The following is a 25,812-nucleotide window of genomic DNA, read 5'->3' as shown; positions in this document are numbered from 1 at the left end:
CGGCCCTCGACTCGTTAGCGTTCTTTCTGCCTGTCGACAGGGCTGGATCTCGTCCGCATCACCAGATGGAGGAGTCAACGACATGGCATTACAGACGGTTGCCCCTCGATCGGTCTCGACAGCACCTCTCGGGGCTGATACCGCGCCACGGCTTGCCCCCCCGGCGGCCCGTGCGCAGCGCCTGCCCGCCGCCCAACAACCGCCCTGGGCGGATCCGGATCTCGTCGACCGGACCCGGATCGAACTGCTGCGACAGCCGCCGCTGGTCGAGCCGGATGAGACACGGGTGCTGCGCGCTCTGCTCGCCGATGTGGCGCAGGGGCGGATGCATGTGGTGCAGGCCGGTGACTGCGCCGAGGATCCGGCCGAGTGCACGCCGGAGCACGTCGCTCGCAAGGTGGGGCTGTTGCAGGCCCTGGCCGGAGTGGTCCAGATGCGGACCGCGCTACCCGTGCTGAAGGTCGGTCGGATCGCTGGGCAGTTCGCCAAGCCCCGCTCGGCTGCGACGGAGTGGGTGGACGGACAAGCGCTTCCGGCCTACCGGGGGCCGCTGGTCAACGACCCGCGCCCCGACCCGGCGGCCCGCCGTCCGGATCCCACTAGGATGCGGCTCTGCTTCGAGGCCGCCCGTCGGGCCGCGCGTCAGCTGTGGCACCCGGTGCCGGAGGCGCGGGTGTGGACCAGTCACGAGGCCCTCGTGCTGGCCTACGAGGCACCGCAGGTACGCCGGCACGACGACGGAGCGTACTACCTCACCTCGACGCACTGGCCCTGGATAGGCGAGCGGACCCGTGACGTGAATGGTGCGCACGTCAACCTGCTGGCCGCACTGGCCAATCCGGTCGCCTGCAAGATCGGCAAGACGGCCACTCCGGCGGAGGTGCTCGCCCTGGCCGATCGGCTGGATCCGCAGCGGGATCCGGGACGGTTGACCTTCATCTCCCGCCACGGTGCCGAGGCGGTCGGAACTCGACTGCCCCGACTGGTCGCGGCCGTGCGGGCCGCCGGCCACCCGGTCATCTGGCTCTGCGACCCGATGCACGCCAACACCGTGAGCGCGGCGGACGGCCGCAAGACGCGGATGCTCAACGCCATCCTCCGCGAGGTCGACGAGTTTCAGGCGGCGGTCGCGGCGGCCGGTGGCGTCGCGGGCGGGCTACACCTGGAAACCACCCCTTTCGAGGTACGCGAGTGCGTGGCCGACGAGACCGAGCTGAGCAGCCCGGTCGAGCGGTACACCACACTGTGTGATCCCCGGTTGAATCCAGAGCAGGCGCTCGCTGTGGCAGGTGCGTGGAGGTGACCATGACGACCATCGCCGAGCCGAGGCGGGCCGCCATCCCGCCGATCGCGGCCTATTCCATGCCCACCGCCGACGAGCTTCCGCCGCAGGTCGTGCCCTGGCGGCCGGACTCCCGGCGGACGGTACTGCTGATCCACGACATGCAGCGGTACTTCCTGGCGCCGTTTCCGGAGCGGGTGGCACCGACGGTCGACCTGCTCAGGAACGTGCGAGAACTGCGCGACGAGTGCACGCGGCAGGGCGTACCGGTGGTCTACACCGCGCAGCCAGGCTCCATGAGTCAACAGGATCGGGGGCTGCTGGCGGATTTCTGGGGACAGGGAATGAGCGCGGCGCCCGAGCACCGGGCGATCGTGGATGAGCTGGCGCCCGACGTGGCGGACACGGTACTGACCAAGTGGCGATACAGCGCCTTCCACCGCACGCCGCTGCTCGATCTGCTCCGCTCGTGGGGTCGGGACCAACTGCTCGTGTGCGGTGTGTACGCCCATATGGGATGTCTGGTGAGCGCGCTGGACGCCTTCTCGCACGACATCCAACCCTTTCTGGTGGCCGACGCCGTCGCCGACCTGACCGTGGCGTACCACCGGCTGGCGCTCACCCTCGCGGCCGAGCGATGCGCGGCAACCCCGCTCACCGCGGCAGTCCTCTCCGATCTGGACAGCCGTCGCCGCTCATTCCATGAGCTGAGGCCGTAGTGCCACGAGCTCCAGACGGGAGGTGATGTCGAGCTTCCGGTAGATGCCGCGGAGGTGGTAGTTGACGGTGTGCGACGACACGTTGAGCTGAACGGCTGCCTGGCGGTTGGTCAAACCTGCGGCCACAAGTCGGGCGACCCGCAGCTCGGTCGCGGTCAGCGTGGTCAGCCGGACCGGCGGTCGGTCATTTCCCGCCGGTCCGTCTGGCCTGCCCCGTTCCAGCCGCAACACGAGCGTCTCAAGATCCGTTCGAGCAAGATCGCGAGCCCACTGATCCCGGTGTTCCACCGCCGCGTGGGCGATGCCCGCCAACGTTCCCTCGTGGGCGCTGCTGGCGTGTCTTGCGGCTGTCGCGACAGTCGGAAAGTCGGGATTGGCCGCAGCCAGGGACTCCACCGCAGCCACTGCGAGAGCGGCCAACTGCGGGTCGTCGGCGGCCTGGGCCGCGCGGACACACCACGCGGACGCGGCCGGTTCCTGCAGCATCAGCGGGATCCGCCGGACCAGCCCGACCATCGGGCCGCCGAGCAGCTTGCCGGCGCAGCCCAACCCGTCCCGTGCGGCAACCACGAGCAGTTCGACGAAATCGAACTGCGGAGAGTGGGGATACCCCTGCCCGGAGGCTGACCTGCGCCGGTACTGTCGCAGATACTTCTCGGCGTTCCGCAAGTTGCCGGAGAGCAGCGCAAGCCGGGCGAGCACGGTATATGCCAGCGGCACGAGCAACAGGGTGTTGAATCGATCGCCGATGGTCACCGCGTGTCTGGCGTGCTGCTCGGCCTCGTCCAGGTGACCGGACCGGAACCGGGCCATCGCGCGGATGGTCGCGCACGGGACGAGGTACGCCCTGAGGTGCTGGCGTGCCAACTGTGCCTCGGTGGCGTCCAGGATCGCCTCGGCCTCGGCGAATTCCCCGATCCCCACCAGCTTGTCCGCCAGCGCTAGGCGCGGCCAGGGCACGGTCTCGTCCGACGACCGGGCCGCAGCCCGCCCCAGCCGCAGTCCCGCCGCGATGTCTCCGGCAGTCCACGCGATATCCGAGCGGACTGCCGTCGCCATCGCGCCGAGCGGCCCGATGGGTCGCGTCGTGGTTTCGCCTCTTTCGTCGTCGATCGCGGTGTGCGCGAGTGCGGGGTTGAGGCAGAGGAGCCCGAGCAGCCGGGTGGCCCCGACGGCCTCAGCCAATTCGTGGCTGAGGCCCGGGGTGGCAAGGGCGGCCTCAGCTTCCCGGACACCGGCCTGAGCCTGCCCGCTGACAACCAGCAGCTCGGCCTGCACGGATCGGATCTCGGCGGCCAGCGCAGGCTCCATCGGACTGTCGAGTACCCGCCGGGCGAGGTCGATGGCCTCCCGTACGTATCCCGCGGCGACGAGGCTGCGCACCGCGTCCACCGTCCCCGCCGGGCGGAGGTCCTGGAGAGCGGGTTCGGTGGCCGCCGACTCCGGGGTGTTCACGAGTTGCGCGATCTCGTGGCTCAGTGCCCGGCGGACCGGCAGCGGGATGGCGTCCAGCACCGCCATCCGAATGATCCGGTTGTGGAAGGTGACGTGCTCGTCCTCGTACCGCATCAGGCCCGCACCCATGACCTCGGCGAGCGGCACCAGCAGGGAAGCGGTGCTGGTGTCCAGGGCGCGGGCGACGTGTTCGAGTAGGAGCGAGTGCCCGACCACGGCACCCACCCGGGTCACCTGCTGGGCCTGCACCGAAAGCCCGGCCAGGACCCGGTTGACCGAGCGCCGCACCCGGGCCGGCACCCGATGCGCGTCGTCGGAGTCGAGCCGGCCCTCCTCGCGCAACCCTTCGACCAGGTCGATGACCAGCCTCGGATTGCCACCGGCGTTGGCCGCCAGGCCCAGCACCGCCGGTGGCGGCGGCCCGCCCAGCAGATCGCCGACGAGTTCGTGCACGGCGTCCTCGGAGAGCACGTCCAAGCTGACCCGGTCGATCAACTCGTCGTACGCGGCGAGTGCGCGGTCCAACTCGGGTGGACCCAGGCCCGGAGTACGGGACATGAATAGGGCCATGGGACGTTCGGCCAGCCGCCGTAGATGCAGATTGAGAGTGCGGACGAGCGTCGGGTCGACCGAGTGGGCATCGTCAATAATGATCAGTATCGGCTGTTCCGGGGGCTGCTGACCGAGCGGACGCCCGCCGGTGCCCAGCTCGATGCTCGAGAAAGTGTCGATGGACGCGACGACTATGCCCAACTCGACCGCGAACTGCCGGGAAATTTTCAACAGCGTCGTCTTGCCGGTGCCCGGGGCGCCTTCGATCAGGAGTACCCGGCTGGCACCTTGTGCGACGTCACGGAGCAACTGGTGGGTTAGGTCTCGTTCGTACGCACGGTCATAGAGTCTGACGGGCTCTGACACCAGCGCTCCCCCGCATTGATGGCGACTGCTCGACGATTGTGCCACCAATCAGTGACGAAGCGTGCATTGGCTGTGACGAATTGTGAGACCTCTTCGGGCCGGGGCCACGGTGACCGGCACCGACGGTGATTGAGAGATCTTCGGTAGGCAGAATGATCAGCGCCGCCGGACGGTTGGCCCGCCGAAACAACGCCAGATCGTTGCGGTGGCTGCCGTGGTCGCCGTTCGGCGGCTGGCCCGCCCCCGGTCAGGTGTTGAGCTGCCAGATCGAGTAGTTGAGGGCCGCGGCGAAGGTCACCCACGCCCAGTAGGGCAGCAACAGCACCGCCGCCACCCGACTCGCCCGGGCGAACAGCAGGACGGTCACGCCGATCGCCAGCCACAACAGGATGATCTCGGCGAAGGCCAACCCGTACCGGTCACCGGCGAAGAAAAGCGGCGTCCAGGCGGCGTTGAGCACGAGTTGGACCACCCACGCGCCGAGGGCCACACCGAAGCCCACCCGGCGCCAGACCAGCCAGGCGGCTACCGCGATCGTCGCGTAGAGGATGCTCCAGACCGGGCCGAAGAGCCAGGACGGCGGCGACCACGCGGGCCGGTCGAGGTTCGCGTACTGGTCGGCGGCGCCCGAGGCGGCCAGGTTGCCGATCACGGCGGCGGCCAGGACGGCCACCGCGAAACCGGCGAGCGCCCACCACTTGCCGGCACCGTTTCGTCGGGTCTGCTCCGTACTCGTCCGCATGGTCGGTGGTTCTCCGCCGAGTCGGGGCGGCAAACCTTCCGGAGGGTCCTCGTCGGGCCCAGGGGCCATCTTCGGTGGGCCCGGACAGCGCGGTGGCCGGCTCAGCTGTTGATTTACCCGAAGCTGTCGACCCGGGGCGCGGTGGGTAGGCCCGCCGAGGCAATCAGGGCCAACCTGTCCGCGTCGTCTGACCCGGCGTCTGCGTGGTACACGACGAGCATCAGGTGCTCGGCCCCACCGATGCCCAGTCGTTCTCGGTTCAGGGTCAGCCCGCCGACCTGCGGATGGTTGATCCGGATCGTCGTCCCACGCTGCCCGCGTACCTCGTGGCGGGCCCAGAGTTCGCGGAACAGGACACTGCCCTGGGAGAGTTCACCAGCGAGTTCGACGAAGCGCGGATCGTCGATGTCGTTGCCCACGGCCTGTCGGAGGTTGGCGATCAGGCACTCCGTCATGCTCTCCCAGTCCGGGTGCAGAGCCTGTTCGGCCGGATCCAGGAACATGTCTCTCAGTTGGTTGCCGCCTACGGCGAGGCGGGGGGAGAGCGCCCTGGCATGAGCGTTCGAGGCCAGGATGTCGAAGTAGCGCCCCTCGATGAAGGCGGGCTGGACGAGGGAGTCCAAGAGTTTGAGCGCGCCGGGCGGCGGCGTCTCCGGGTGTCGTCTGGCCCGGCGTTGCCGGGGTGTCTGCGACACCAGTGTCCGCAGATGGGCGACGTGGTCGCCGTTGAGGCGGAGCACGCGGGCGATCGATTCGAGCACCTGCGCGGACGGGTTGCGGTCGCGGCCCCGCTCCAACCGTAGGTAGTAGTCGGCGCTGATGCCCGCCAGCATGGCGACCTCCTCACGCCGCAGCCCGGGCACGCGCCGTACGCCGACGTCGGGGATGCCGGCCTGCTGAGGTGTGACCAGCTCGCGTCGCGCCCGCAGGTACGCACCAAGAGCGTTCTTCGTCGCGTTCACGCGGCCAGCCTAGGGCTGTGCGCGGCGGGCAGAGGGGGTCCTGTCACACCCCGGGTTCGACGGGGCTCCGGCTGTGGCGAGTAGCTGCCCATACCGTTTCGAACGGTCCGCACGGGCCGCGTATTTCGGGAGGAAGAGCATGAGCGTCACGCTGATCACCGGGGCGAACAAGGGAATTGGCTTCGAGACCGCCAGGCACCTACTGGAATTGGGTCACGCCGTTTACGTCGGCGCGCGTGATGTCGGGCGCGGGGAGAAGGCCGCCGCAGCGCTCGGCGCGCGGTTCGTGCAACTCGATGTGACCGACGACGCCTTGGTGACCAGCGCGTTGGCGGCGATCGACGCCGCCGAGGGTCGGCTCGACGTGCTGGTGCACAACGCGGGCATCCTCGGCGACGGCGTCACCGACGGTCCCACGGCACTGCGGGTCTTCGACACCAACGTGGTGGGAATCGTGCGCGTCACGGAGGCGGCACTTCCCCTGCTACGCAGATCCGCGAACCCTACGGTGGTCACCGTGTCGAGCAGTGCGGGTTCGTTCTGGGCAGTGAACAATCCCGAACGGCCGGAATTCCATCTGTCGGTTCCGCTCTATTCGGCGTCCAAGACGGCGGCCACCATGCTGACGGTCCAGTACGCCAAATCCCAGCCGGGCATCAGGTTCAACGCACTCGAGCCGGGCTTCACCGCCACCGATCTGACCGCGGCGGTCGGCGGCGGACGACCTGCGGCGGAAAGCGCCAGAACGGTCGTGCGACTGGCGACCCTCGGCGTCGACGGTCCGACCGGTACCTTCCAGGACGAGGCCGGGGAGCTGCCCTGGTAAGGCCGCAGACGGGGGGCCAGGCCGTCCTGTCGCGGGGCGGGTCGACGGCGACCGGGGCGGGCGCGGTCCCCCGACCGACTGACGACAAGCACGCCGGGGCCGCCACGTCCGGTGACTCCTGTCGGGAGGACGGAGTACCGGTCGCGACGACCCCGGCGGGTCCGGTGAGCGACGCCCTGCGTCGCCAGGTCAACTGAAGATGCTGACCCCACCCGGGCCGACGAGCAGCCCGACGACGATGAGGACGATGCCCCAGAGGATCTGCCGGCGGAACAGCGCGAGGATGCCGGCGACCACCAGTACGACTGCGAGAATCCAGAGAATCAGCTCCATGGTTGCTGAATACCCCCGGCGGCGACTCCGGAAACCTCGCCTTGATCAAGGTGATCGCCCAGGTGGAAGACGCTGTACGCCTGCTTGATGACCGGGTGTGCCACGTTGCGGACGCGGACCCCGCCCGGGGTGGTGCCCCGCTCGGTGCCGTGATGGGCGTGCCCGTGCAGGGCGAGCGCGGTCGGCGCGGCGTCGACGGCCTGCCCCAGCTGGTAGCAGCCGAGGAACGGGTAGATCTCCAACGGCTCGCCGGCCAGGGTGTCCGGCACCGGGGCGTAGTGGGTGAGGGCCACCAGCACGTCGCAGTCCAGCGAGCGCAGTGCCTCGCTCAGCCGGTCGGCGCTCTCGGTCGTGGTGCGTACGAACGCCTTCATCTCCGGCTCGCCGAAGTCGCTGGCGCACCGGCCGGCGAAACCGCCACCGAAGCCCTTCACCCCGGCGACGCCGAGGCGGCCACCCGGGCAGTCCAGCACCACCCCGTCGCCCTCCAGGACGGTGATGCCCGCCTCCTCCAACGCCCCGATCACCTGGGGCACCTGGTCGCACTGATGATCGTGGTTGCCCAGCACGGCGATCACCGGCACGCCCAGGCCGCCGAATTCCCGGGCCACGCAGCGGGCCTCGGCCTCGGTGCCGTGCCGGGTCAGGTCGCCGGCGAGCAGCAGCGCGTCGACGTTGCCCGGTAGTTGCTCAAGTGCCGGCCGGAACCGGCCGACCACGTCCTCGTCCAGATGCACGTCGCCCACGGCGGCGATCCGGATAACCATCGAACCTCCTCAGGGCAGTTGCTCGATCTCCGTGGGCGCCTGCGTGCGGACCACCCCGATGTCACTGGTGATCGGCACGTCCGGGAAGCGATCGGCCACCCGGCGCAGGATCTCCTCCCGCCGGTGCGCGCTCTCGACCTCGCCGTGCAGCACGAGAGCGCGTTCAGTACGGACCACGGTGATTCCCTGTTCGGCGACGGCCGGATCCTCGGTGAGCAGCCGGTGGATCTCCGCCTCGACGTACTCGTCCGGCGGCCCGGCGCCGGAGTCGCGGTGCGCGGTCACGGTCTCCCCTTCCCGTCGGCCGTGCCGGAGTAGGGCACGACGTCCAGCCTGTCCAGCAGCACCAGGAACGACTCGGCGTACGGCGAGTGCTGCGTCTCCTTGCGTACCCGTTCCCAGTCGATCTGCTCACGCAGCGAACGGGCCAGCGGCAGCCCGCGGGCGAAGTCGCAGTAGTGCTGGGAGAAGCTGAGCAACTTGTGCACCATCAACTGGGTGGCCGACAGCACCGGCATGTGGATGGCGTCGACCGGGCGTACGACCGTGTCGGCGAAGGTCTCCTCGGTCACCGGCGTCTCGATCGGGCGGTGGATCAGGTCCACCATCCGGCCACCGTCGAAGACCTTCACCAGCCAGTCCTCCGGTGGCCGCTCGGCGGTGAAACCGGCCTGCCCCAGCGCCTCCAGCGCGGGTTCGACGTCGGACTCGCGGATGAGGAAGTCGACGTCGTGCTCGCTGGAGTGCCCGCCGTGCGCGTACACGGCGAAGCTGCCGCCGAGCGCGAACGGGATCTCGGACTGTTTGAGCACGGCGGCGACCTTCTTGAGGGTGTGTAGGAGAGTCTCGTCGTCGCGCTCGGCCATCTCGCCTCTCCCGTCGACTCGTCGGGGGTGCCATCCGGTGGGATCTCCGATCGGTACCCGGCATTCCGGTCGCCCACACCTGCGCGGCGCGCGCAAGGGGATGAACAGGGCGCAAACCGGATCTATGGTGCGGCCGTCGTGCGGCTGTCGGATAACCTTTCGAGGGTGGCCAGATCGACGGGAGCGCCCGATTCGACGGGAGTCCGCTGCGGCAGGGGGCGGCTCCGTACCATCGCCTTGATCGGCATCGACGGTTCGGGCAAGACCACCCAGGCGTACCAGCTCGCCGAGGCACTCACCGCGGCCGGGCACCCAGCCACCTACCACCGCAACGCCGGTGGCCGGCGCTGGCTCGGCCGGGTGGCGCACCGACTCGGTCGGTCGGATGCCCAGAGTCTCCTCGGCCGGGACGGAATGCTCCTGGTGGAGTCCGTGCTGCGCTGGCTGGCCATCGCGATGACACTGCTCGGTGGCCTGTGCACCGGTCGGGTGGCCGTGATGGACCGCTACGCGGCCTGCCAGTACGCCAGTCTGCGGGCACACGGCGGGCACCGCTGGGAGCGGATGATCCGGGCCACCTACCGACTCTTCCCCCGACCGCAGCTGACGTTCCTGCTGACCGTCGAGCCGACCGAGGCGTACCGGCGCATCGAGCGTCGGGGCACCGACCACGAGAGCCTGGGCTTTCTGGCCGCCGCCGACCTGGCCTACCGCACGCTGCCGGAGTATCCGACGTTCGTGCCGGTCGACGCGGATCTCCCGGCCGAGGAACTGGCCCGGGAGATCCGCGAGCACCTGAACGCCTGGCTGACGGCCGGGAACGAGCCGACCGCTACCTTGCCGGCAGGGGCGGCCGCGCCGGTGACGGAACTGGTCCCACTTCAGGCCCGTCCGTAGACCGGTACGGCGGCGCCGCTGGTGGGTGCCGACTCGTCCGAGGCGAGGAAGCGGATCACCGACGCGATCTCGGCCGGGTCCACCCAACGGGTGTGGTCGGCGTCCGGCATCGCGTCGCGGTTGGTCGGGGTGTCGATGACACTCGGCAGCACCGAGTTGCAGCGGACCCCGGCCGCCTTGTACTCCGTCGCGACCGCGGCGGCGAAGCCGAGCACGGCGGCTTTCGCCGTGACGTAGCCGGCGACCCCGGGAAAGGGCGCGAGAGCCGCCCGGGCCGCGACACAGACCACCGCGCCACCGCCGGCGGCGACCAGGTGGGGCAGCGCGGCACGGGTGACCAGGTGGGTCGGGCGGAGATTGATGGTCAGCATCCGTTCGAAGTCCTCGATCGGCGTCTCGTGCAACAGGCCGCCGCTGGCGTATCCGCCGACCAGGTTGACCACCGCGCGCAGCGGAGCCTCGGGATCGCCGGCCGCGACCTCGGCCACCCGGGCGGCGTCCTGCGGGTCGGTCAGGTCCGCGACGATCCGGACCGGAGCGTCGCCCTCGGGTCCGTCCACCGGGTCCGGTCGTCGGCGCTGGGGCGCGACCACGCGCCACCCCGCCGCCGAGAAGGCGGCGCTGACCGCCCTGCCCAGCCCGCCCGTGGCCCCGGTGACCAACACACTGCGATTCGCCATGACCTGAGGTTAGTGCGATGGCCGGTCGTCGGGAGCTGGGCCCCGACGGTCGCCCTGACCGAACTGGAGACGCCGATCTCCTGCGCCGGTGACGTCCTCATCCGGGTGGACACCGGACCGCAGGTGGTGGGCCGGTCCTCGCGTCGGAAACGGGACAGCCGGCCGATGCGCGCTGTCGCCGCGGGCATAGAACCGGCGCATGGATTGTTCACCAGGGCGTGGGGTATTACCACCGGCGTGGATGAACCGAGCGGTCCACGTACGCGTATCAGGCAGTGACCAGGATCGCAGCACGGTGGTGACCCGGGTCGCTGCGACTGTCGGCCGGGCAGTGCTGCCATGGACCGGGACGGACGGCGATCCGTCGATCCGTCGACCTCACGAGGTGCCGGCCGGCGACAGCCAGGCAGGGTGCTGACAGCAAACATGGACGCTGCTCTCAGCGGATTATCAGGCATTCGTGACACTTTCGACCCACGACATGGAATCCCCGACACGTCTCATCTGTTGTGTAGATGTCAGCACCGATGGGCACAGCGGAGGTTACGGGGGAGGGCTGATGGGCGTGGGGATGGCAAGGAACCGGGCAACCGGCGCGAGCGAGGGGACCGTGGGCACCGTGGACAAGAACATCGGAATGCGAACTGACGAGGTCGCCGAGGAGCGCGACCTGGTCGGAGTCTACCTGCACGAGATCTCCCGGACGCCGCTGCTGGACGCCGCCAAGGAGGTCGATCTCTCCAAGGCGATCGAGGCCGGCCTCTACGCCGAGCACCTGATCGGCGAGGACCGCGCCCCCGACGGGGTCACCCGGGAGGAACTGGAGCGGCTGGTCGCCGACGGGGAACGGGCCAAGGACCTGTTCATCCGGGCGAATCTGCGCCTGGTCGTGTCGATCGCCCGACGTTACGTCCGCTCCGGCATGCCGATGCTGGATCTGATCCAGGAAGGCAACACCGGTCTGGTCCGGGCGGTCGAGAAGTTCGACTACGAACGCGGGTACAAGTTCTCGACCTATGCGACGTGGTGGATCCGCCAGGCCATCAGCCGGGCGATCGCCCAGCAGGAGCGCACCGTGCGGCTGCCGGTGCACCTGGTCGAGGACGTCAACCGGATGCGTAACGTGGCCCGGCAGCTCACCCGTGAGCTGGGCGGCGACCCGGAGCCGGAGCAGATCGCGGCGGCGCTGGGGGTCACCGTCGAGCGGGTCAACGAACTGGTCCGCTGGTCGCAGGACACCGTGTCGCTGGACACGCCGGTCGGCGACGACGGCGACACCAACCTCGGCGACCTGGTCGCCGACAGCGACGCTCCGTCCCCGGAGGAGATCGTGCTCACCGGGTTGGAGCGGCAGCGGATCGAAGGGCTGCTCAACCACCTGGACGACCGTTCGGCCGGCATCATGCGGGCCCGGTACGGGCTGGAGGACGGCCGTGAGCACTCGCTGACCGAGGTGGCCTCGCGGTTCTCGCTGTCCCGTGAGCGGATCCGGCAGTTGGAGATCCAGGCGCTCGGCCGGCTCCGCGAGCTGGCCCGAGCGGAGGGTCTGCAGGCGGCCTGAGCGGGAGACAATAACGGCGAACGGCCGGCGTCCGATAGGGGGACGCCGGCCGTTCGCCGTCTGTCGTTGGCGGCCGGGACGCCGCCGGATCGGCTCGTCGAGGCCGGTGGGTCAGCGCACCCGCCCGTACCCGTACGGCGACATCAGGTCCACGGATCGCTTCTCCACGTTGCGGCCGAAGGTCGGTGCATGGATGACCTGCCCGTCGCCGACGTAGATGGCGACGTGACCGAGGCTGCGGTAGAAGACCAGATCGCCGGGGCGCAGCTCACCGCGACTGATGTGGGCCACCGCTCCCCACTGCATGCGGGTGTTGTGTGGCAGGGATCGGCCGGCCGCCCGCCAGGCCGCCGAGGTCAGCCCGGAGCAGTCGTAACTGCCCGGCCCGTCCTGGCCCCAGGCGTACGGCTTGCCCAGCGCGCCGTAGGCGTACCGGACGGCGACGCCGGCCTTGCCGGAGACGGCGGGTGCGTCCTGGGCGCTGCTGGCCCGGTTCGTCGGTCGTTCGGTCGCCCGGCCGTACGCCTGCCGGCGCAGCTCGTAGAGCTTGGCGAGATCGCGCTCGATGCGCTTCTTCGCCGAGGACAGCTCGCGTGACTGCGCCGCCTGCCGGCTGAGCGTGACGTCCAGCCGGGTCTTCTCGTCGAGCAGCCGCCGCTGGTCGGCGGTATAGCCGGCGATGGTGGCCTGCCGCTGCCGGGTCAGGTGGTCCAGCGTGCCGAGCCGGTCCAGTACCGCGGTGGAGTCACCACCGTGCAGCAGCGCGTCGACGGTGCCCAGGGTGCCGGTCTTGTACGCGGTCACCGCCATCTCGCCGACGTCCGCCCGGCTCTGCTCGGCCTGCTGCTCCAGCGGACCGATCCGGTCCTGCAACCGCTCCACCGCGGCACGGTTGTCCTTGATCTTCTCCCGCAGCTCGTTGTGGGCCTCCACCACGCGTTCCAACTCGACGGAGGACTTCTCGATCCTCCGGGTGAGTTCGGCGGGGGAAGGCTCGGCCCGAGCCACCGTCGCCGGCATGAGCAGCGCCAGGGTGAAGGCGGCGGCCGTCAGGGCGCGCAGCGTGTGCGTCAGGGACGACAAGAGCCCGAATGCTCCTCTCCCGGCGGCCGGCGCGGGCGGCTGAGGCTCCGCGGCGGCGACGGCCCGGTGCCGTCCCGGTGGACGGCGGCCGGCCGGACCGACCCGCCCAACCTAGTACGGGACGCATGTCATCCGCAGAGAAAGTCGGGACCAATGGTGGCGCTGTGGCGGAGGACGCAGGTCACGAACAGCGCCAAGGCGGTTATCGGCGATATGTCGGACTGGTCGCTCCCGGCATATGACGTCGGATGCCGGGCCGTTTTGACCGACAAGCCGGACTTGGTGCGCCGTTTCCGGCACCACATGTCACTGGCAGGCCTCTGACCATCGGAAACGCCCGAGCCGGAGTGGCGCGGGCGGCCCACAATGAATCGCGCGGCCGGGAATCCCGTCAACCGGTGTCGATGTCTCCGGCTGGCGGTGATCCACCCGATGCCAGCCGTGGAAGGAGGGGTCGTGAATCCTGATGGCGCGACGACGCGACCGCCACGGACACCCCGAGGCACCGGCACCGGGCCGCCGTTGCTCTACGCGCGGCCCGGGATCATCGTCACGGTCGACCGGTTCACCGTCGGGCGCAGCAGTTGGCGCGTCGCCGAGCTGACCCATCTGCACAGCACCCGGGGGCCACACGACCGGGCGGCGACCCGGGCCGTGCTGACCTCGACGGTGGTGATCGGCGGGGTGGGACTGCTGCTCGGGTTCACCGGCGGGCTGCAACGGCTCACCGCCGGGGCGTACCTCCTGCTCGGCGCCGTGTTTCTCGTGCCGGTGCTGCTCGCGGTGGCGGGCGACCGCTGGCGCCCACCGGCGTACGAGCTGTGGGGTCGCCGGGCGGGCAGCGACGAACTGTTGTTCAGCAGCGACGACGAGCACCAGTTCGGCCAGGTGAGCCGGGCGCTGCGCCGGGCCCGCGAGATGAACAGCTACGGCGGCTGGGAGGACCCGCTGGCGGGTGCCGAACCGTGGCGACCGCGACGGTGAGGGCGGGTCGCTAGCCGGCGATCGGCTCGGGCGCGTGCTCGCGCTCCCGCTGCTCGGCGGTGACCAGCGCGCTCACCCGCCGCTCCGCCCAGAAGGAGACGAACGGAACGGTGCCGGCCAGCATCACCAGGATCATCCGCTTGAGCGGCCAGTCGGCCCGCCGGGACAGGTCGAACGCGGCGACGAGATACACCATGTAGAGGAAGCCGTGTGCCTGGCCCACGGTCTCCACCACGACCGGGTTGTGGAAGCCGTACTTGAGCGGCATGCCGATCACGACCAGCAGGATCAGCACCACGCCGACGACCCAGGCGATCACGCGGTAGCGGGTGAGGGCAGCGCGCACTTCTCGTCCGTCCTTCCGGGCCCGGTTCAGCCGGGATAGTCGCCGGGCTTCGCGCCCGGATTGGCGTTCAACCATGACAGGTAGCGGTTGTAGGCGGCCAGCTCGGCGTCGTCCGCACCGGGCCCGGCGCCGACCCGGGCGACCCGCACCGGGCGTCGGATCCCCGGCCGTGAGGGCTTGGCGTCGATCGCGTCGGCCGCGGTGACACCGTCGGGCCCGGCGGCCTCGCCCCGGTGATCGGCGGACGCCGGCGCGGCCGCGTCCTCGTCCTGCGCAGCGGCCGTTCGTAGCGTGTGACGCACCTCGCGCCACCAGACGAAGACCACGAAGCCCGCGAAGATCGGCCACTCCACGGCGTAACCCCAGCTGATGGCGTTGCCCGCCGCTGCGCGGCTGACCTGCCACCAGCCGAGGCCGAGGAAGGTGGTCACCAGCACGACCATGGCCACGTGGCGAGCGATCCACGCCGGGGTCCAGAGCCGCTTCATGCCACGAGGGTACCGAAGCCGGCCGCCTTCTCCGACGCGGTGTCGTAGTGCCTCGTGGTTTGGCAACACCCGAGGTGGGCAACCGTACAGACGCCAGCCCAGGACGGACGAGGGGGCGAGATGACGGCATCGGGACGACCGGACGGATTTCCCACCGGCGGTACGGAGGTGAGCCCCGAGCAGCGGATTCCTGAGTGGGGCGACGACCGGACGCCGACGCCCGCGCCCGAGGCGGATCTGCTCGGCATCGATCCGGCGGAACTGGGCGAAGAGGATCTCATCCGGGAGATGCAGAGCCTGCACCGCACCCGACTGGACACGCTGCGCCACGCCACCGATTCGGCGCTCGCCAATCACCTGCGCCGCACCGCCGAGCTGGAGACCGAGTACCTCGCCCGCCATCCGGGGCGTGAGGTCGACCCGAGCCGGCTGCGGGACGCGTGATGGCGGACGCCGAGCGGGGAGTGTCCGCGCCTCCGGAGGTCGTGTTCAACACGGCCACCGATCCCGACCGGATCTCCTCGTGGCTGCCCGAGCCGTTGCTGTCGAACGACCCGGCCCAGGAGGTCGAGGCCGAGCAGCTGCGCGCCCGTTGGACCGCCCGAGGCGCCGACTGGTCGGCCGAACTGCGGGTGGAGCCGGTCGACGCCGGTGGCTCCCGCCTCCGGCTGGAGATCGGCGGGGGCGGCGAGGACGTCGACCGGCTGGCGGACGAGGCACTTGACAGCCTGGCCCGCGAGGTGGCCGACAACCTGCAGGCCGGCTGATCCGAGCAGACCTGCCGCCGGACCGCGGCGGAGTCGAAGCGTGACCCGAAGAGGAGGCCGGGTGAGCGATCTGAAGCAGAAGGTGGCGCGGTTGCGCCAGGCGTACGCGCCGCACGAGCACCGCCCGCTGGGTGGTTACCTGGCGGCGATGGGGACCTACGCCGCGGTGACCGGTGCGATCGCCGGCGTGGTGCGGGTGACCGGGCGGACCGTGCCCGAGCGACCCAGCACGTCGGACGTGGTGCTGCTCGCCATCGCCACCCACAAGCTCAGTCGGCTGCTGTCCAAGGACGCGGTGACCAGTCCGTTGCGTGCCCCGTTCACCCGCTACGACCGGCCGATCGGCAGCGGCGAGGTGATGGAGCAGGTACGCGACTCGGGCAGTTCCACCCGCCACGCCATCGGCGAACTGCTCAGCTGCCCGTTCTGCCTGGCCGTGTGGGTGGCCACCGGCCTGACCGGCGGACTGGTGCTCGCGCCACGACTGACCCGGCTCGTCGCCACGGCGCTGACCGCGGTGGCGGCCTCCGACTTCCTGCAGATGGGGTACGCGGTGGCCCAGCAGGCAGCCGAGGGTGGCGGCGGGGAGGATTGACGGACGGCAGGTACCTACGACGAGGTCGGCCCGAATCGCGGGCCGACCTCGTTCCGACCGGCCGACCGGATCTCCGGCGGCCCGGCCGGCAACTCAGCGCTGCATGCCGGACCAGCCGCGGGGCGACTCCGGTTCCCGCTCGTCCTCGTCGGCACCGGTGACGATGTCCCGGTCGACGGCGGTGCGGTCGTGCTCGTTGGCGAAGTCTGGCTCCGGCAGGGTGTCCGTCCCCTCCGGTGGCTGGCCGAGCGCGGGCGGGTGGGGGTGCTGATCTTCCTCGCGCTGCGTCATCGCGTTCCTCTCCTCGTCGCCGGCAGCGGCCGGCCGGTCATCCCGCCGAGCCACCCAGCAGGTCGGTCACCTCGTCGACCGCGTACTCGCCCGGTGGCAGCGCGTTGAGCCGGGACAGCAACTGCGCCGGCAGTTCCGCGGCGACCGCGTGGCGGTAGATGTCCACCTGACTGATCCGCTCCTGACCGTGGTAGAGGTCGTCGAGCAGTTCGTCGAGCGGACGGGTGTCCACCTGCTCGGTCTCCACCTCGTCCCCGACCGCGGCGGCCGTGCCGGGCAGGTCGGTGGTGGGCGGATCGAGCGCGGCGGTGTCCACCACGGGCACGTCGGCCAGGATGGCCTCGGGCAGCCGAGCCTGCGTCGTGGGTTCCGTGGCTGCCTCGGTCACGGGTACGTCGTCACTCACCCCCGTGACCTACCCACCCCCGACCCCCCAAAACACCCCCACCCACCCGTCCACCTGCGTTGATCATGAGGTTGGCGGCACCGTGGAGATCGACCACTGCCGCTAACCTCATGATCAACACGGCTGTAGGTGAGGGTCAGGCGGGGGTGGGGAGGGAGGGGGCGGCGGCGCGGCGGGTGCGGACGGCGGCGGCCAGTTCGGCGAGCACCTCGTCGGTGGTGTCCCAGCCGATGCAGGCGTCGGTGACCGACTGGCCGTAGGTGAGTTCGCGGGTGGGGTCGAGGTCCTGTCGACCCGGTACCAGGAAGCTCTCCAGCATGATCCCCACGATGCCGCGCTGGCCGGTGGCGATCTGCCCGGCCACGTCGGCGGCGACCGCGGGCTGGTTGCGGTGGTCCTTGCCGCTGTTGGCGTGGCTGGCATCCACCACCAGCCGCTCCGGCAGCCCCGCGGCGCGCAGCAGGTCCAGCGCACCGGCCACCGACTCGGCGTCGTAGTTCGGCCGGCCGCCACCGCCCCGCAGCACCAGGTGGCCGTCCGCGTTGCCCCGGGTGTGCATGATCGCCGGCGTGCCGGAGACGTCGATGCCCGGGAAGACGTGTGGTACGCCGGCCGCCCGGATCGCGTCGACCGCGGTGGCGATGCTGCCGTCGGGACGGTTTTTCATGCCGATCGGCATGGACAGCCCGGAGGCGAGCTGGCGGTGCACCTGGCTCTCCACGGTGCGCGCCCCGATCGCCCCCCACGCGACGGTGTCCGCGATGTACTGCGGGGTGATCGGGTCGAGGAACTCGCAGCCCACCGGCAAGCCGAGACGCAGCACGTCGAGCAGCAGCGCCCGGGCGCGGCGCAACCCCGTGTTGACGTCACCCGAGCCGTCCAGCCCGGGATCGTTGATCAGCCCCTTCCAGCCCACCGTGGAACGCGGCTTCTCGAAGTACACCCGCATCACGACGAGCAGGTCCTCGTTGACCCGCTCGGCCGCCGCGCGGAGCCGGTGCGCGTAGTCGAGGGCGGCGGCGGGGTCGTGGACCGAGCACGGCCCGACCACCACCAGCAGGCGGTCGTCGGTGCGGTCGAGCACCTGGCCGACCGCCCGACGGCCAGTCAGTACGGCCGCCGTGAGGGCGTCGTCCAGGGGCAGCTCGTGCAGCAGCAGGGCCGGGGTGGTCAGCGGTACGACACGGTCGATCCGCTGGTCGATGACCCGGTGGTTCTCCGGGGTCGTCACGGTGGGCATCCTTCCGCCGACCGCACCCGGGGCCGGTGCCCGGGTCGAGCCGGCTGCTCGTACGCGAAAGGGCAGGAACGAAAGCTCCTGCCCGGCCGGCTCGAATTCGGTGACGTCAGATCATGGTGAGGTCACCGGCCGAGCCGGCTGCCTAAACCATCGATACGAGCGCGTCACGGCGGTAAGCGTACCCGACCATGCCCGAGCGCTCATCCTCCCGTCGACAAAGCCTCGCCTCGTGTTCACCGACATCGATAAAACCGCCGGTAATTTCAGCGCCACCGAACGCTGCTCCTCCGGAGGTCCCCGATGGATCGTCGTACCGTCCTGCGTGCCACCGTCGCCGGTGGCGCCGCCGCCTTCTCCGGCAGCCTCTGGGCGGGCGCCGCCGTGGCCGCACCCGCCCAGCCCGGCCCCAGCCCCTACGGCTCACTGCGCAGCGCCGACAGCAACGGCATCCAGCTGCCCACCGGATTCACCAGCCGGGTGATCGCCCGGTCCCGTCAGGCCGTCTCCGGGACGTCGTACACCTGGCACGACGCGCCCGACGGGGGCGCCTGCTTCGTCGCCGGCACGGGCTGGATCTACGTCTCGAACTCCGAGATCACCCCGGGCGGCGGTGCCTCGGCGGTGCGCTTCAACGCCGACGGCAGCATCGCCTCGGCGTACCGGATCCTCGCCAACACCAACCAGAACTGTGCCGGTGGGGCCACGCCGTGGGGCACCTGGCTCTCCTGCGAGGAGGTCAACCGTGGGTTCGTCTACGAGACGTACCCGCAGGGCGGTACCGCGGCGGTGCAGCGGCCGGCGATGGGACGGTTCAAGCACGAGGCCGCCGCGTGCGACCCGGACCGTCGGGTGATCTACCTGACCGAGGACGAGAGCAACGGCTGCTTCTACCGGTTCCGACCGAACAGTTGGGGCAACCTCTCGGCCGGGACGCTGGAGGTGCTGGTCGCGGGGTCCGCCACCAGCGGCCCGGTGACCTGGGCGCGGGTACCGGACCCGGACGGGTCGCCGACGGTGACCCGCAGTCAGGTCTCCGGCGCCAAGCGGTTCAACGGTGGCGAGGGCTGCTGGTACGACGACGGCACCTGCTGGTTCACCACCAAGGGCGACAACCGGGTGTGGGCGTACGACGCGGTCAACCAACGCATCGACCTGGCGTACGACGACTCCCTGGTCTCCGGCACCGCACCGCTGACCGGGGTGGATAACATCACCGGCACCGGCTCGGGTGACCTCTACGTGGCCGAGGACGGCGGCAACATGGAGATCAACATCATCACGCCGGCCGGGGTGGTCGCCCCGTTCCTGCGCATCACCGGTCAATCCTCCTCGGAGATCTGCGGGCCGGCCTTCTCACCGGACGGCACCCGGCTGTACTTCTCGTCCCAGCGCGGCACCTCCGGCTCCTCGTCCGGCGGCATCACCTACGAGGTGCGTGGCCCGTTCCGCTGACCACGGGTTTGTGCGGTGGTCGGGAGGGTCCCTCGGACAACGCGAGGGGCCCGTCCGCGCCGGAGTGGGGGAGACGGGGGCGGGGTAAGAGGAGCGCCATGACTGACGAGCGAAGCGACCAGGAGCGGGTGGAGTCCCGCGCCCACCTGCTACCGGAGGAGGCGGCCGCCGGCAGCGACGACGCGCAGGCCCAGGCCGACGCGATCCTCACCGAGTCCGACGCCCGGGAGGCCAACCAGAACGTCGCCCCCGACACGGTGTTGGAGCGGCGCACCTCGGATCAGACCGTCAACCCGGTGGAACCGCCGGACTGAGCGGTGGCGCCACGCCCTCGGCGGGATCCTCGGTAGGTGTGCTGGCGCAGCCAGGCCAGCGGTCCGGCCAGGCGCAGCTCCTCCGGGAGGTTGCCGACCGGGTCGAAGGCCAGCCCGGCGTCCTCCCGCGCGCTGAGCTGATCGCCGATCGTGACCTGCCCGAACGGCCGCCACGGTCCGGCGGCCGAGGCGACGGCGAGGACCAGCCTCGGCCGGCCGGCCGCCACCGCGGTGGACAGGCCGGCCAGGTCCTGGCCCAGGTCGGGTGACTCCGGGTCGGCCAGCGCGGCCAGCCAGAGCCGCCGCCGACCGGCACGGTAGGACATGACCGAGCTGTACGTGCCGGTGAACCGGCGTCGCGGCAGCGGCAGATGCCGCAGCACCGGTGCCGTGGCGCTGGAGCTGACCAGGAGGTCGAACGGCCGTCCGGGCGGTCGGTGGAACCGCACGGCCAGGCCGAGCACGTCGGGCCAGGTGCCCGGGGTGGGCGTCCCCTTGGAGAGCCGGACGGTGGCCGGATACTGTCCGGGCCGGTCGAGCAGCCGGACACCGGTTGGCCGGCCGGACGTACCCCAGACGAGCACCGCACCGGCGAAGGACCGGCCGGCCGGGTGCAGCATCCGGTCCCGGCGCAGCCGGGCCACGGCCCGTGCCGCTCGTTCGGTGAGGACGGCGGGCGGCGGCCAGGACATCGTCGGCATGTCTTCCGCATACCCAGGGCCCTGTCGTCGATGCCGCCATCCGCTCCGCGGACCCGTCCGTCGACGCGGCTCGCCGGTGGGGCGTCCCGCGGCCTGCCGAGGCGGAAGATCGGATAGCGTCGGTGCATGCCCGACAGCGGTTACCCCTGGCCGATCTCGACGACCCGACTGGACAACGGCCTGCGCGTGGTGGTCAGCGAGGACCGCACCGCCCCGGCGGTCGCGGTCAACCTCTGGTACGACGTGGGTTCCCGGCACGAGCCGGCCGGACAGACCGGCTTCGCCCATCTCTTCGAGCACCTGATGTTCGAGGGCTCGACGCACGTGGCGAAGACCGAGCACATGAGGCTGGTCCAGGGGGCCGGCGGCTCGCTCAACGCCACCACCAACCCGGACCGCACCAACTACTTCGAGACGGTCCCGGCGGAGCACCTCGAGTTGGCGCTCTGGCTGGAGGCGGACCGGATGGGCGGGCTGGTGCCGGCACTGACCCAGGAGACGCTCGACAACCAGCGGGACGTGGTCAAGAACGAGCGTCGGCAGCGGTACGAGAACGTGCCCTACGGCGACGCCTGGTTGCGGCTGCTGCCGCTGCTCTACCCGCCAGGTCACCCGTACCATCACGCCACCATCGGCTCGATGGCCGATCTGAACGCCGCCGACCTGGCCACCTTCCAGGCGTTCCACCAGACCTACTACGCGCCGAACAACGCCGTGCTCAGCGTGGTCGGCGACACCACCGTGGACGAGGTCGTCGCGCTGGCCGAGAAGTACTTCGGCGGCATCCCGCCCCGGCCGGAGATCCCGGCGGCACCCGACGGTCGGGTCGTGCCGCCCACCGGAGTCCCCGCCGAGGAGACGGTGGTCACCGAGGTACCGGCACCCCGGGTGTACGTGGCGCACCGCACCCACCCGTTCGGCAGCCCCGGCTACGACGTGGTGACCGTGCTGGCCACCGTGCTCGGCAGCGGTCGGGGCAGCCGGCTCTACCAGCGGCTCGCCGATGGCGAACGGATCGCCCAGCCCGATCTGGTCGGTGCGTACGGGGTGGATCTGGCGCACGCACCGGCACCGCTGATCGCCACCGCCACCGCCCGTCCCGGGGTGAGCGGTGAGCGGTTGGCCGCCGGGCTCGCCGAGGTGGTCGACGAGCTGGCGACCGTGCCGGTCACCGCCGCCGAGCTGGACCGGGCGAAGGCGTTGCTGACCACCGCGTGGTGGCGACAGATGTCCACGGTGGACGGTCGGGCGGACGCGCTGAGCCGGTACGCCACCCAGTTCGACGACCCGGCCACGGTGGCCGAGCGGTTACCGGCCTGGCTCGCGGTGACCGCCGAACAGATCGCCGAGGTGGCCGCCGAGGTGCTCGGCGCCGACGACCGGGCGACCCTCACCTACCTTCCGCAGGACAAGCAGTGAACGCCAGCAGCGGGCGACGTCGCCCGGTGGGGTGCTGTGGGCGGGCATCCGTGAGCCCCGCAGTCGCGAACGAGAGGATCGTCCGGTGACCCTGATCGCTGATCGTCCCGGTCCGGGTACGGCCCGCCCCTACCGCTTTCCCCAGGTGGTCCGCCGCTCCGTCGCTGGTGGCGGCGTCGTTGCCGCGCACCTGCCCGGGCAGAACCTCGCCGTGGCGATGCTGCTGCTCGACGCGGGCGCCGGTCGGGAACCGGTGGGCCGCGAAGGGCTCGGCGGGGTGCTGGCCAAGGCGCTGGAGGAAGGCACCACCCAGCGTGACGCCACCGCGTACGCGCTGGCGATTGAGGCGCTCGGCACCGAGTTGGTGACCGGGCTGGACTGGGACACCTTCCAGGCGAGCGTGCAGGTGCCGGTGGGTCGCCTGGGCGCGGCGGTGGAACTGCTCGCCGAGGCGGTGCGTACCCCGAGGCTGGACCCGGACGACGTGCGGCGGGTCCGCGACGACGAGGTGACCGCGCTGCGGATGGACTGGGCCAACCCGGGGCCACGGGCCGACGCGGCGTTGCGCGCCGACCTGTTCGGGGCCGGCAACCGTTGGGGCCGTCCGATGTACGGCGACCCCGACTCGGTGGCCGGCCTGGACGTGGAGGACGTGACCGTCTTCCACTCGGAGTGGTTCATCCGTCCGGGCACCCTCGTCGTCGCCGGTGACCTGGACCGGCTCGACCTGGACGCCCTCGCCGCCACGGCGTTCACCGGCACCGGCGGTGGGCCGGTGGACCGGGGGACGCCGATCGAGGTGCCGGTGCGTTCCGAGCGACGGATCATCCTCGTCGACCGGCCCGGATCGGTGCAGTCCACGCTGCGGCTCGGTCATCCCGGACCGCACCGGGCACACCCGGACCACGTGCCGATCGCGCTCGCCGGCACGGTGCTCGGCGGCGCGTTCACCTCCCGCCTCAACCACCTCATTCGGGAGGTCCGCGGCTACACGTACGGCATCCGGGGCGACTTCGCCTCGTCCCGTCGGTTCGGCCGGTTCGCGGTCAGTTCGAGCGTGCAGACCGCCGTCACCGCACCGGCGCTGGTCGAGGCGGTCGGCGAGATCGCGCGTACCCAGGCCGGCGGGGTGACCGAGGACGAGCTGGCGGTGGCCCGGTCCTGGCGGGCGGGCCAGCTCTCGGTCGAGTTGCAGAGCCCTCGGGCGATCGCCGGGGCGCTGAGCACGCTCGTGGTGCACGACCTGCCGGACGACTATCACGCCCGGCTGCGGGAGGAGCTGCTCGGCGCCCAGGTGGACCAGGTCTCGGCGGCCGCCGCCACGCACCTGCGTCCGGAGTCGCTGACCCTGGTGGTGGAGGGCGACGCCGCGGTGATCAGGGACGAGCTGCTGGCCACCGGTCTCGGCGAGCTGACCGATCACCCCTCCGGGACGTGATCGACCACCCGCTGGGCCGAAAGTGTGACGTCGGTCGCGGCGAGGATGGCGGGGCTGAGATGCTGCGGTCGGCGAGGGCGGCGCGACGATGTTCTTGCGGCGGAACCGGCCGGCGAGGGGCGACTGTCCCGGACCGGTCCGGTCCGGCCCTGCCGTCGGGATCCCCGCCAGTGGGAAAGCGTTCCCGATCCGGGCGCCGGGCTGGGTAGCCTCGCGGGCATGAGGATCGGCATTGTGGGGGCCACCGGCCAGGTCGGTGGCGTGATGCGGCAGGTGCTGGCGGAGCGGAACTTCCCGGCGGAGCAGCTGCGGCTGTTCGCCTCGGCGCGGTCGGCCGGGCGCACGCTCGCGTGGCGCGGCGAGGAGATCACGGTCGAGGACGCGGCCACCGCGGACTACTCGGGGCTGGACATCGTGCTCTTCTCGGCCGGCAAGGGTTCCGCCAAGGAGTTGGCACCACGGGTCGCCGCCGCGGGTGCGGTCGTCATCGACAACTCCTCGGCGTTCCGGATGGACCCCGAGGTGCCGTTGGTCGTCGCCGAGGTCAACCCACACGCCGCCGCGGCCCGGCCAAAGGGCATCATCGCCAACCCGAACTGCACCACCATGGCCGCGATGCCGGTGCTGCGCCCGCTGCACGCCGAGGCGGAACTGGTCGCCCTGGTCGTCGCCACCTATCAGGCGGTCTCCGGCGCCGGCCTGGCCGGCGTCGCCGAACTGGACGAGCAGGTTCGCAAGGTCGCCGAGACCGCCACCGGGCTCACCTTCGACGGCGGCGCGGTGGAGTTCCCCGCGCCCCGCTCGTTCGCCCAGCCGATCGCCTTCAACGTGCTGCCGCTGGCCGGCTCGATCGTCGACGACGGGTCGGCGGAGACCGACGAGGAGCAGAAGCTCCGCAACGAGAGCCGCAAGATTCTGGAGATCCCCGACCTGAAGGTCTCCGGCACCTGCGTGCGGGTCCCGGTCTTCACCGGTCACTCGCTTGCGCTCAACGCCCGGTTCGCCCGGCCGATCAGCCCGCAGCGGGCGTACGAGCTGCTCGCCGACGCGCCGGGTGTCGCGCTCTCCGACGTGCCGACCCCGTTGCAGGCGGCCGGCCAGGACCCGACGTTCGTCGGCCGGATCCGGGCCGACGAGACGGTCGAGCACGGTCTGGCGCTCTTCTGTTCCGGCGACAACCTGCGCAAGGGCGCCGCGCTCAACGCCGTGCAGCTGGCCGAGCTGGTCGCGGCCGAGGGATGAACCACTGTCCGACCGATCGGAGAAGGTTGTGACCGACGAGCACGTCCGGAACGCCCTCAGTGACCTCGTCGCGAGTCGGTCGCTGGGGGTGCTGGCGACCATCAGACGCGACGGGCGGCCACAGCTGTCGAATGTGGTCTACGCCTATGACCGTCCGAACGGGCTGATCCGGGTGTCGGTCACCGACGGGCGGGCGAAGACCGCCAACCTGCGTCGCGACCCCCGGGCCAGCTTCCACGTGTCCAGCGACGACGGCTGGTCGTACGCGGTGGCGGAGGTGCGGGCCGAGCTGACCCCGGTCGCGGCGGAGCCCGGCGACGACACCGTCGCCGAGCTGGTCGATCTCTACCGGGCGGTGCGGGGGGAACATCCGGACTGGGACGACTACCGCCGGGCCATGGTGGCCGAGGGGCGGCTGGTGCTGCGGCTGCGCGTGGAGCGCCTGTACGGCATCCCGCCGCGCGGCTGACCGGTCACGTTACTGCCCGCGGTGGTCGGGTAGACCCCTGGTTGCCCGACACCCAGAGGGAGGCGCCATGACAACGGTCGGAGAGTTCATGACGACCCGGTTGGTGACCATGGACGGCAACGCCACGCTCGTCGCGGCGGCCCAGGAGATGCGCGACTCCGCGATCGGTGACGTGGTGGTGACCGACGGTGACAACGTGGTCGGCATCGTCACGGACCGGGACATCACGGTCCGAGGCGTGGCGGAGAGCATGGACCCGGACACCACCCGACTGAACCAGATCACCACCAAGGACGTGGTGACGGTGAGCCAGTACGACGACGCCGTCGCCGCCGCCGACCTGATGCGGACGTACGCCGTGCGGCGGTTGCCCGTGGTGGAGGACGGCCGACTGATCGGCCTGGTGTCCATGGGCGATCTGGCGGTCGAGCGCGAGCCCCAGTCGGTGCTGGCCGACATCAGCGCGGACGACCCCAACAACTGACCGCCTCCGTCGAGGCGAAGGTCGAGACGAAGCCGGTTCCCGAGCCGTCGGGAGCCGGCTTCGTGCCGCTCGAGCGTCGGTCGCC

General features: G+C 71.0%; 32 protein-coding genes. 17 read left to right on the top strand and 15 right to left on the bottom strand.

Going from position 1 to position 25,812, the window contains the following annotated elements; all coding sequences use genetic code 11:
* Positions 1-82 precede the first annotated feature (82 nt).
* Both ENC19_RS13735 and ENC19_RS13730 read left to right on the top strand, forming a co-directional pair.
* The gene (locus tag ENC19_RS13735) at positions 83-1,303 is read left to right on the top strand and encodes a 3-deoxy-7-phosphoheptulonate synthase (RefSeq protein ID WP_164447585.1); all 1,221 of its coding nucleotides are present in this window, start codon (positions 83-85) and stop codon (positions 1,301-1,303) included.
* A gap of 2 nt (positions 1,304-1,305) precedes the next feature.
* Positions 1,306-2,001 carry an isochorismatase family protein gene (locus tag ENC19_RS13730; protein WP_164447912.1) on the top strand — a complete coding sequence of 232 codons (696 nt, stop codon included), beginning with the start codon at positions 1,306-1,308 and terminating at the stop codon, positions 1,999-2,001.
* Here the strand turns inward: ENC19_RS13730 and ENC19_RS13725 are convergent.
* Positions 1,978-4,014, bottom strand: coding sequence for a helix-turn-helix transcriptional regulator (locus tag ENC19_RS13725; RefSeq protein WP_164447584.1), 2,037 nt, complete (start codon positions 4,012-4,014; stop codon positions 1,978-1,980). The two genes, ENC19_RS13730 and ENC19_RS13725, sit on opposite strands and share 24 nt — an antisense overlap.
* A 36-nt stretch (positions 4,015-4,050) precedes the next feature.
* Between ENC19_RS13725 and ENC19_RS13720 the strand changes: the two genes are divergently transcribed.
* Positions 4,051-4,329: a hypothetical protein gene (locus ENC19_RS13720; RefSeq protein ID WP_164447583.1), complete on the top strand. Its 279-nt coding sequence runs from the start codon at positions 4,051-4,053 to the stop codon at positions 4,327-4,329.
* Positions 4,330-4,621: 292 nt separating this feature from the next.
* Here ENC19_RS13720 and ENC19_RS13715 read toward each other — a convergent pair whose 3' ends face one another.
* Both ENC19_RS13715 and ENC19_RS13710 read right to left on the bottom strand, forming a co-directional pair.
* A complete protein-coding gene (locus ENC19_RS13715) occupies positions 4,622-5,116 on the bottom strand; it encodes a TspO/MBR family protein (RefSeq protein WP_164447582.1) in 495 nt (164 codons plus the stop codon).
* A 113-nt stretch (positions 5,117-5,229) separates the two neighbouring features.
* Positions 5,230-6,078 carry a helix-turn-helix domain-containing protein gene (locus ENC19_RS13710; RefSeq protein WP_164447581.1) on the bottom strand — a complete coding sequence of 283 codons (849 nt, stop codon included), beginning with the start codon at positions 6,076-6,078 and terminating at the stop codon, positions 5,230-5,232.
* A gap of 139 nt (positions 6,079-6,217) precedes the next feature.
* Between ENC19_RS13710 and ENC19_RS13705 the strand changes: the two genes are divergently transcribed.
* Positions 6,218-6,904, top strand: coding sequence for an SDR family NAD(P)-dependent oxidoreductase (locus ENC19_RS13705; RefSeq protein WP_164447580.1), 687 nt, complete (start codon positions 6,218-6,220; stop codon positions 6,902-6,904).
* A gap of 189 nt (positions 6,905-7,093) precedes the next feature.
* On the opposite strand, the gene ENC19_RS29310 is transcribed toward ENC19_RS13705, so the two are convergent.
* The 4 genes from ENC19_RS29310 to ENC19_RS13690 are packed head-to-tail and all read right to left on the bottom strand — an operon-like array spanning position 7,094 to position 8,870.
* Entirely contained in the window at positions 7,094-7,237 is a 144-nt protein-coding gene (locus ENC19_RS29310) for a GPGG-motif small membrane protein (RefSeq protein ID WP_018786997.1), read from the bottom strand.
* The gene (locus ENC19_RS13700) at positions 7,228-8,004 is read right to left on the bottom strand and encodes a metallophosphoesterase family protein (protein WP_164447579.1); all 777 of its coding nucleotides are present in this window, start codon (positions 8,002-8,004) and stop codon (positions 7,228-7,230) included. The genes ENC19_RS29310 and ENC19_RS13700 overlap by 10 nt, the downstream gene beginning before the upstream one ends.
* Before the next feature lie 9 nt (positions 8,005-8,013).
* Positions 8,014-8,289 (bottom strand): hypothetical protein, encoded by a 276-nt coding sequence (locus ENC19_RS13695; protein ID WP_164447578.1) that lies wholly within the window; start codon positions 8,287-8,289, stop codon positions 8,014-8,016.
* Positions 8,286-8,870 carry a nucleotidyltransferase gene (locus ENC19_RS13690; RefSeq protein WP_164447577.1) on the bottom strand — a complete coding sequence of 195 codons (585 nt, stop codon included), beginning with the start codon at positions 8,868-8,870 and terminating at the stop codon, positions 8,286-8,288. The genes ENC19_RS13695 and ENC19_RS13690 overlap by 4 nt, the downstream gene beginning before the upstream one ends.
* A 231-nt stretch (positions 8,871-9,101) precedes the next feature.
* Between ENC19_RS13690 and ENC19_RS13685 the strand changes: the two genes are divergently transcribed.
* Positions 9,102-9,767 carry a dTMP kinase gene (locus tag ENC19_RS13685; protein WP_164447911.1) on the top strand — a complete coding sequence of 222 codons (666 nt, stop codon included), beginning with the start codon at positions 9,102-9,104 and terminating at the stop codon, positions 9,765-9,767.
* Here ENC19_RS13685 and ENC19_RS13680 read toward each other — a convergent pair.
* Positions 9,752-10,447, bottom strand: coding sequence for an SDR family NAD(P)-dependent oxidoreductase (locus ENC19_RS13680; RefSeq protein WP_164447576.1), 696 nt, complete (start codon positions 10,445-10,447; stop codon positions 9,752-9,754). The two genes, ENC19_RS13685 and ENC19_RS13680, sit on opposite strands and share 16 nt — an antisense overlap.
* A 571-nt stretch (positions 10,448-11,018) precedes the next feature.
* Here ENC19_RS13680 and ENC19_RS13675 point away from each other — a divergent pair.
* Positions 11,019-12,008: a sigma-70 family RNA polymerase sigma factor gene (locus ENC19_RS13675; protein WP_208020903.1), complete on the top strand. Its 990-nt coding sequence runs from the start codon at positions 11,019-11,021 to the stop codon at positions 12,006-12,008.
* A 111-nt stretch (positions 12,009-12,119) separates the two neighbouring features.
* Here ENC19_RS13675 and ENC19_RS13670 read toward each other — a convergent pair whose 3' ends face one another.
* The gene (locus tag ENC19_RS13670; protein ID WP_373688936.1) at positions 12,120-13,091 is read right to left on the bottom strand and encodes a C40 family peptidase; all 972 of its coding nucleotides are present in this window, start codon (positions 13,089-13,091) and stop codon (positions 12,120-12,122) included.
* A gap of 456 nt (positions 13,092-13,547) precedes the next feature.
* Here ENC19_RS13670 and ENC19_RS13665 point away from each other — a divergent pair, with 456 nt between their 5' ends.
* Positions 13,548-14,075 carry a DUF6232 family protein gene (locus tag ENC19_RS13665; RefSeq protein WP_281603173.1) on the top strand — a complete coding sequence of 176 codons (528 nt, stop codon included), beginning with the start codon at positions 13,548-13,550 and terminating at the stop codon, positions 14,073-14,075.
* 10 nt (positions 14,076-14,085) lie between these two features.
* On the opposite strand, the gene ENC19_RS13660 is transcribed toward ENC19_RS13665, so the two are convergent.
* Positions 14,086-14,421, bottom strand: a complete 336-nt coding sequence (locus ENC19_RS13660) for a DUF3817 domain-containing protein (RefSeq protein WP_164447573.1) — start codon at positions 14,419-14,421, stop codon at positions 14,086-14,088.
* Positions 14,422-14,447: 26 nt separating this feature from the next.
* Entirely contained in the window at positions 14,448-14,909 is a 462-nt protein-coding gene (locus ENC19_RS13655; protein ID WP_164447572.1) for a hypothetical protein, read from the bottom strand.
* Between the two features lie 120 nt (positions 14,910-15,029).
* Between ENC19_RS13655 and ENC19_RS13650 the strand changes: the two genes are divergently transcribed.
* The 3 genes from ENC19_RS13650 to ENC19_RS13640 all read left to right on the top strand — a co-directional run bounded on the left by ENC19_RS13650 (position 15,030) and on the right by ENC19_RS13640 (position 16,271).
* Positions 15,030-15,353, top strand: coding sequence for a DUF6158 family protein (locus tag ENC19_RS13650; protein WP_164447571.1), 324 nt, complete (start codon positions 15,030-15,032; stop codon positions 15,351-15,353).
* The gene (locus tag ENC19_RS13645; protein WP_164447570.1) at positions 15,353-15,676 is read left to right on the top strand and encodes an SRPBCC family protein; all 324 of its coding nucleotides are present in this window, start codon (positions 15,353-15,355) and stop codon (positions 15,674-15,676) included. Before ENC19_RS13650 ends, ENC19_RS13645 begins: the two co-directional genes overlap by 1 nt.
* A gap of 61 nt (positions 15,677-15,737) precedes the next feature.
* Complete coding sequence (locus ENC19_RS13640; protein WP_164447569.1) at positions 15,738-16,271, top strand: DUF1360 domain-containing protein; 534 nt, start codon at positions 15,738-15,740, stop codon at positions 16,269-16,271.
* 93 nt (positions 16,272-16,364) lie between these two features.
* Here the strand turns inward: ENC19_RS13640 and ENC19_RS13635 are convergent, their stop codons facing one another.
* The 3 genes from ENC19_RS13635 to ENC19_RS13625 form a co-directional block, all read right to left on the bottom strand.
* On the bottom strand, positions 16,365-16,562 hold the full coding sequence (locus ENC19_RS13635; protein WP_164447568.1) for a hypothetical protein: 198 nt from the start codon (positions 16,560-16,562) through the stop codon (positions 16,365-16,367).
* Positions 16,563-16,599: 37 nt separating this feature from the next.
* Positions 16,600-16,842 (bottom strand): hypothetical protein, encoded by a 243-nt coding sequence (locus tag ENC19_RS13630; RefSeq protein WP_166458610.1) that lies wholly within the window; start codon positions 16,840-16,842, stop codon positions 16,600-16,602.
* Between the two features lie 262 nt (positions 16,843-17,104).
* Positions 17,105-18,208 (bottom strand): 3-deoxy-7-phosphoheptulonate synthase, encoded by a 1,104-nt coding sequence (locus ENC19_RS13625; RefSeq protein WP_164447567.1) that lies wholly within the window; start codon positions 18,206-18,208, stop codon positions 17,105-17,107.
* 300 nt (positions 18,209-18,508) lie between these two features.
* On the opposite strand from ENC19_RS13625, the gene ENC19_RS13620 reads away from it, so the two are divergent.
* Together ENC19_RS13620 and ENC19_RS13615 are read left to right on the top strand one after the other, a co-directional pair.
* Positions 18,509-19,660, top strand: a complete 1,152-nt coding sequence (locus tag ENC19_RS13620; RefSeq protein ID WP_164447566.1) for an alkaline phosphatase PhoX — start codon at positions 18,509-18,511, stop codon at positions 19,658-19,660.
* A gap of 98 nt (positions 19,661-19,758) precedes the next feature.
* On the top strand, positions 19,759-19,974 hold the full coding sequence (locus tag ENC19_RS13615) for a hypothetical protein (protein WP_164447565.1): 216 nt from the start codon (positions 19,759-19,761) through the stop codon (positions 19,972-19,974).
* Here the strand turns inward: ENC19_RS13615 and ENC19_RS13610 are convergent.
* Positions 19,941-20,675: a phosphodiesterase gene (locus ENC19_RS13610; RefSeq protein ID WP_235944780.1), complete on the bottom strand. Its 735-nt coding sequence runs from the start codon at positions 20,673-20,675 to the stop codon at positions 19,941-19,943. The genes ENC19_RS13615 and ENC19_RS13610 overlap by 34 nt on opposite strands.
* Before the next feature lie 126 nt (positions 20,676-20,801).
* Here ENC19_RS13610 and ENC19_RS13605 point away from each other — a divergent pair, with 126 nt between their 5' ends.
* The 5 genes from ENC19_RS13605 (at position 20,802) to ENC19_RS13585 (ending at position 25,727) form a co-directional block, all read left to right on the top strand.
* Complete coding sequence (locus tag ENC19_RS13605; protein WP_164447564.1) at positions 20,802-22,094, top strand: M16 family metallopeptidase; 1,293 nt, start codon at positions 20,802-20,804, stop codon at positions 22,092-22,094.
* 85 nt (positions 22,095-22,179) lie between these two features.
* On the top strand, positions 22,180-23,532 hold the full coding sequence (locus ENC19_RS13600) for a M16 family metallopeptidase (protein ID WP_164447563.1): 1,353 nt from the start codon (positions 22,180-22,182) through the stop codon (positions 23,530-23,532).
* 219 nt (positions 23,533-23,751) lie between these two features.
* The gene (locus ENC19_RS13595; RefSeq protein ID WP_164447562.1) at positions 23,752-24,774 is read left to right on the top strand and encodes an aspartate-semialdehyde dehydrogenase; all 1,023 of its coding nucleotides are present in this window, start codon (positions 23,752-23,754) and stop codon (positions 24,772-24,774) included.
* Positions 24,775-24,802: 28 nt separating this feature from the next.
* The gene (locus tag ENC19_RS13590) at positions 24,803-25,243 is read left to right on the top strand and encodes a PPOX class F420-dependent oxidoreductase (RefSeq protein WP_164447561.1); all 441 of its coding nucleotides are present in this window, start codon (positions 24,803-24,805) and stop codon (positions 25,241-25,243) included.
* Positions 25,244-25,310: 67 nt separating this feature from the next.
* On the top strand, positions 25,311-25,727 hold the full coding sequence (locus ENC19_RS13585) for a CBS domain-containing protein (RefSeq protein WP_093410484.1): 417 nt from the start codon (positions 25,311-25,313) through the stop codon (positions 25,725-25,727).
* Positions 25,728-25,812: the final 85 nt, after the last annotated feature.

The sequence above is a fragment of the Verrucosispora sioxanthis genome (assembly GCF_010560025.1).
Classification (GTDB): domain Bacteria; phylum Actinomycetota; class Actinomycetes; order Mycobacteriales; family Micromonosporaceae; genus Micromonospora; species Micromonospora palythoicola.
The sequence above is the reverse complement of the archived record's forward strand: the minus strand, read 5'-3'. Positions and strand labels throughout refer to the sequence as shown.

Bases quoted from the DNA above. Each gene is read 5' to 3' on its own strand.
- ENC19_RS13735 (WP_164447585.1), top strand. From the start codon at position 83: ATGGCATTACAGACGGTTGCCCCTCGATCGGTCTCGACAGCACCTCTC.
- ENC19_RS13730 (WP_164447912.1), top strand. From the start codon at position 1,306: ATGACGACCATCGCCGAGCCGAGGCGGGCCGCCATCCCGCCGATCGCG.
- ENC19_RS13725 (WP_164447584.1), bottom strand. From the start codon at position 4,014: ATGTCCCGTACTCCGGGCCTGGGTCCACCCGAGTTGGACCGCGCACTC.
- ENC19_RS13720 (WP_164447583.1), top strand. From the start codon at position 4,051: ATGCAGATTGAGAGTGCGGACGAGCGTCGGGTCGACCGAGTGGGCATC.
- ENC19_RS13715 (WP_164447582.1), bottom strand. From the start codon at position 5,116: ATGCGGACGAGTACGGAGCAGACCCGACGAAACGGTGCCGGCAAGTGG.
- ENC19_RS13705 (WP_164447580.1), top strand. From the start codon at position 6,218: ATGAGCGTCACGCTGATCACCGGGGCGAACAAGGGAATTGGCTTCGAG.
- ENC19_RS29310 (WP_018786997.1), bottom strand. From the start codon at position 7,237: ATGGAGCTGATTCTCTGGATTCTCGCAGTCGTACTGGTGGTCGCCGGC.
- ENC19_RS13700 (WP_164447579.1), bottom strand. From the start codon at position 8,004: ATGGTTATCCGGATCGCCGCCGTGGGCGACGTGCATCTGGACGAGGAC.
- ENC19_RS13690 (WP_164447577.1), bottom strand. From the start codon at position 8,870: ATGGCCGAGCGCGACGACGAGACTCTCCTACACACCCTCAAGAAGGTC.
- ENC19_RS13680 (WP_164447576.1), bottom strand. From the start codon at position 10,447: ATGGCGAATCGCAGTGTGTTGGTCACCGGGGCCACGGGCGGGCTGGGC.
- ENC19_RS13675 (WP_208020903.1), top strand. From the start codon at position 11,019: ATGGCAAGGAACCGGGCAACCGGCGCGAGCGAGGGGACCGTGGGCACC.
- ENC19_RS13655 (WP_164447572.1), bottom strand. From the start codon at position 14,909: ATGAAGCGGCTCTGGACCCCGGCGTGGATCGCTCGCCACGTGGCCATG.
- ENC19_RS13650 (WP_164447571.1), top strand. From the start codon at position 15,030: ATGACGGCATCGGGACGACCGGACGGATTTCCCACCGGCGGTACGGAG.
- ENC19_RS13645 (WP_164447570.1), top strand. From the start codon at position 15,353: ATGGCGGACGCCGAGCGGGGAGTGTCCGCGCCTCCGGAGGTCGTGTTC.
- ENC19_RS13635 (WP_164447568.1), bottom strand. From the start codon at position 16,562: ATGACGCAGCGCGAGGAAGATCAGCACCCCCACCCGCCCGCGCTCGGC.
- ENC19_RS13625 (WP_164447567.1), bottom strand. From the start codon at position 18,208: ATGCCCACCGTGACGACCCCGGAGAACCACCGGGTCATCGACCAGCGG.
- ENC19_RS13620 (WP_164447566.1), top strand. From the start codon at position 18,509: ATGGATCGTCGTACCGTCCTGCGTGCCACCGTCGCCGGTGGCGCCGCC.
- ENC19_RS13615 (WP_164447565.1), top strand. From the start codon at position 19,759: ATGACTGACGAGCGAAGCGACCAGGAGCGGGTGGAGTCCCGCGCCCAC.
- ENC19_RS13610 (WP_235944780.1), bottom strand. From the start codon at position 20,675: ATGCCGACGATGTCCTGGCCGCCGCCCGCCGTCCTCACCGAACGAGCG.
- ENC19_RS13605 (WP_164447564.1), top strand. From the start codon at position 20,802: ATGCCCGACAGCGGTTACCCCTGGCCGATCTCGACGACCCGACTGGAC.
- ENC19_RS13595 (WP_164447562.1), top strand. From the start codon at position 23,752: ATGAGGATCGGCATTGTGGGGGCCACCGGCCAGGTCGGTGGCGTGATG.
- ENC19_RS13585 (WP_093410484.1), top strand. From the start codon at position 25,311: ATGACAACGGTCGGAGAGTTCATGACGACCCGGTTGGTGACCATGGAC.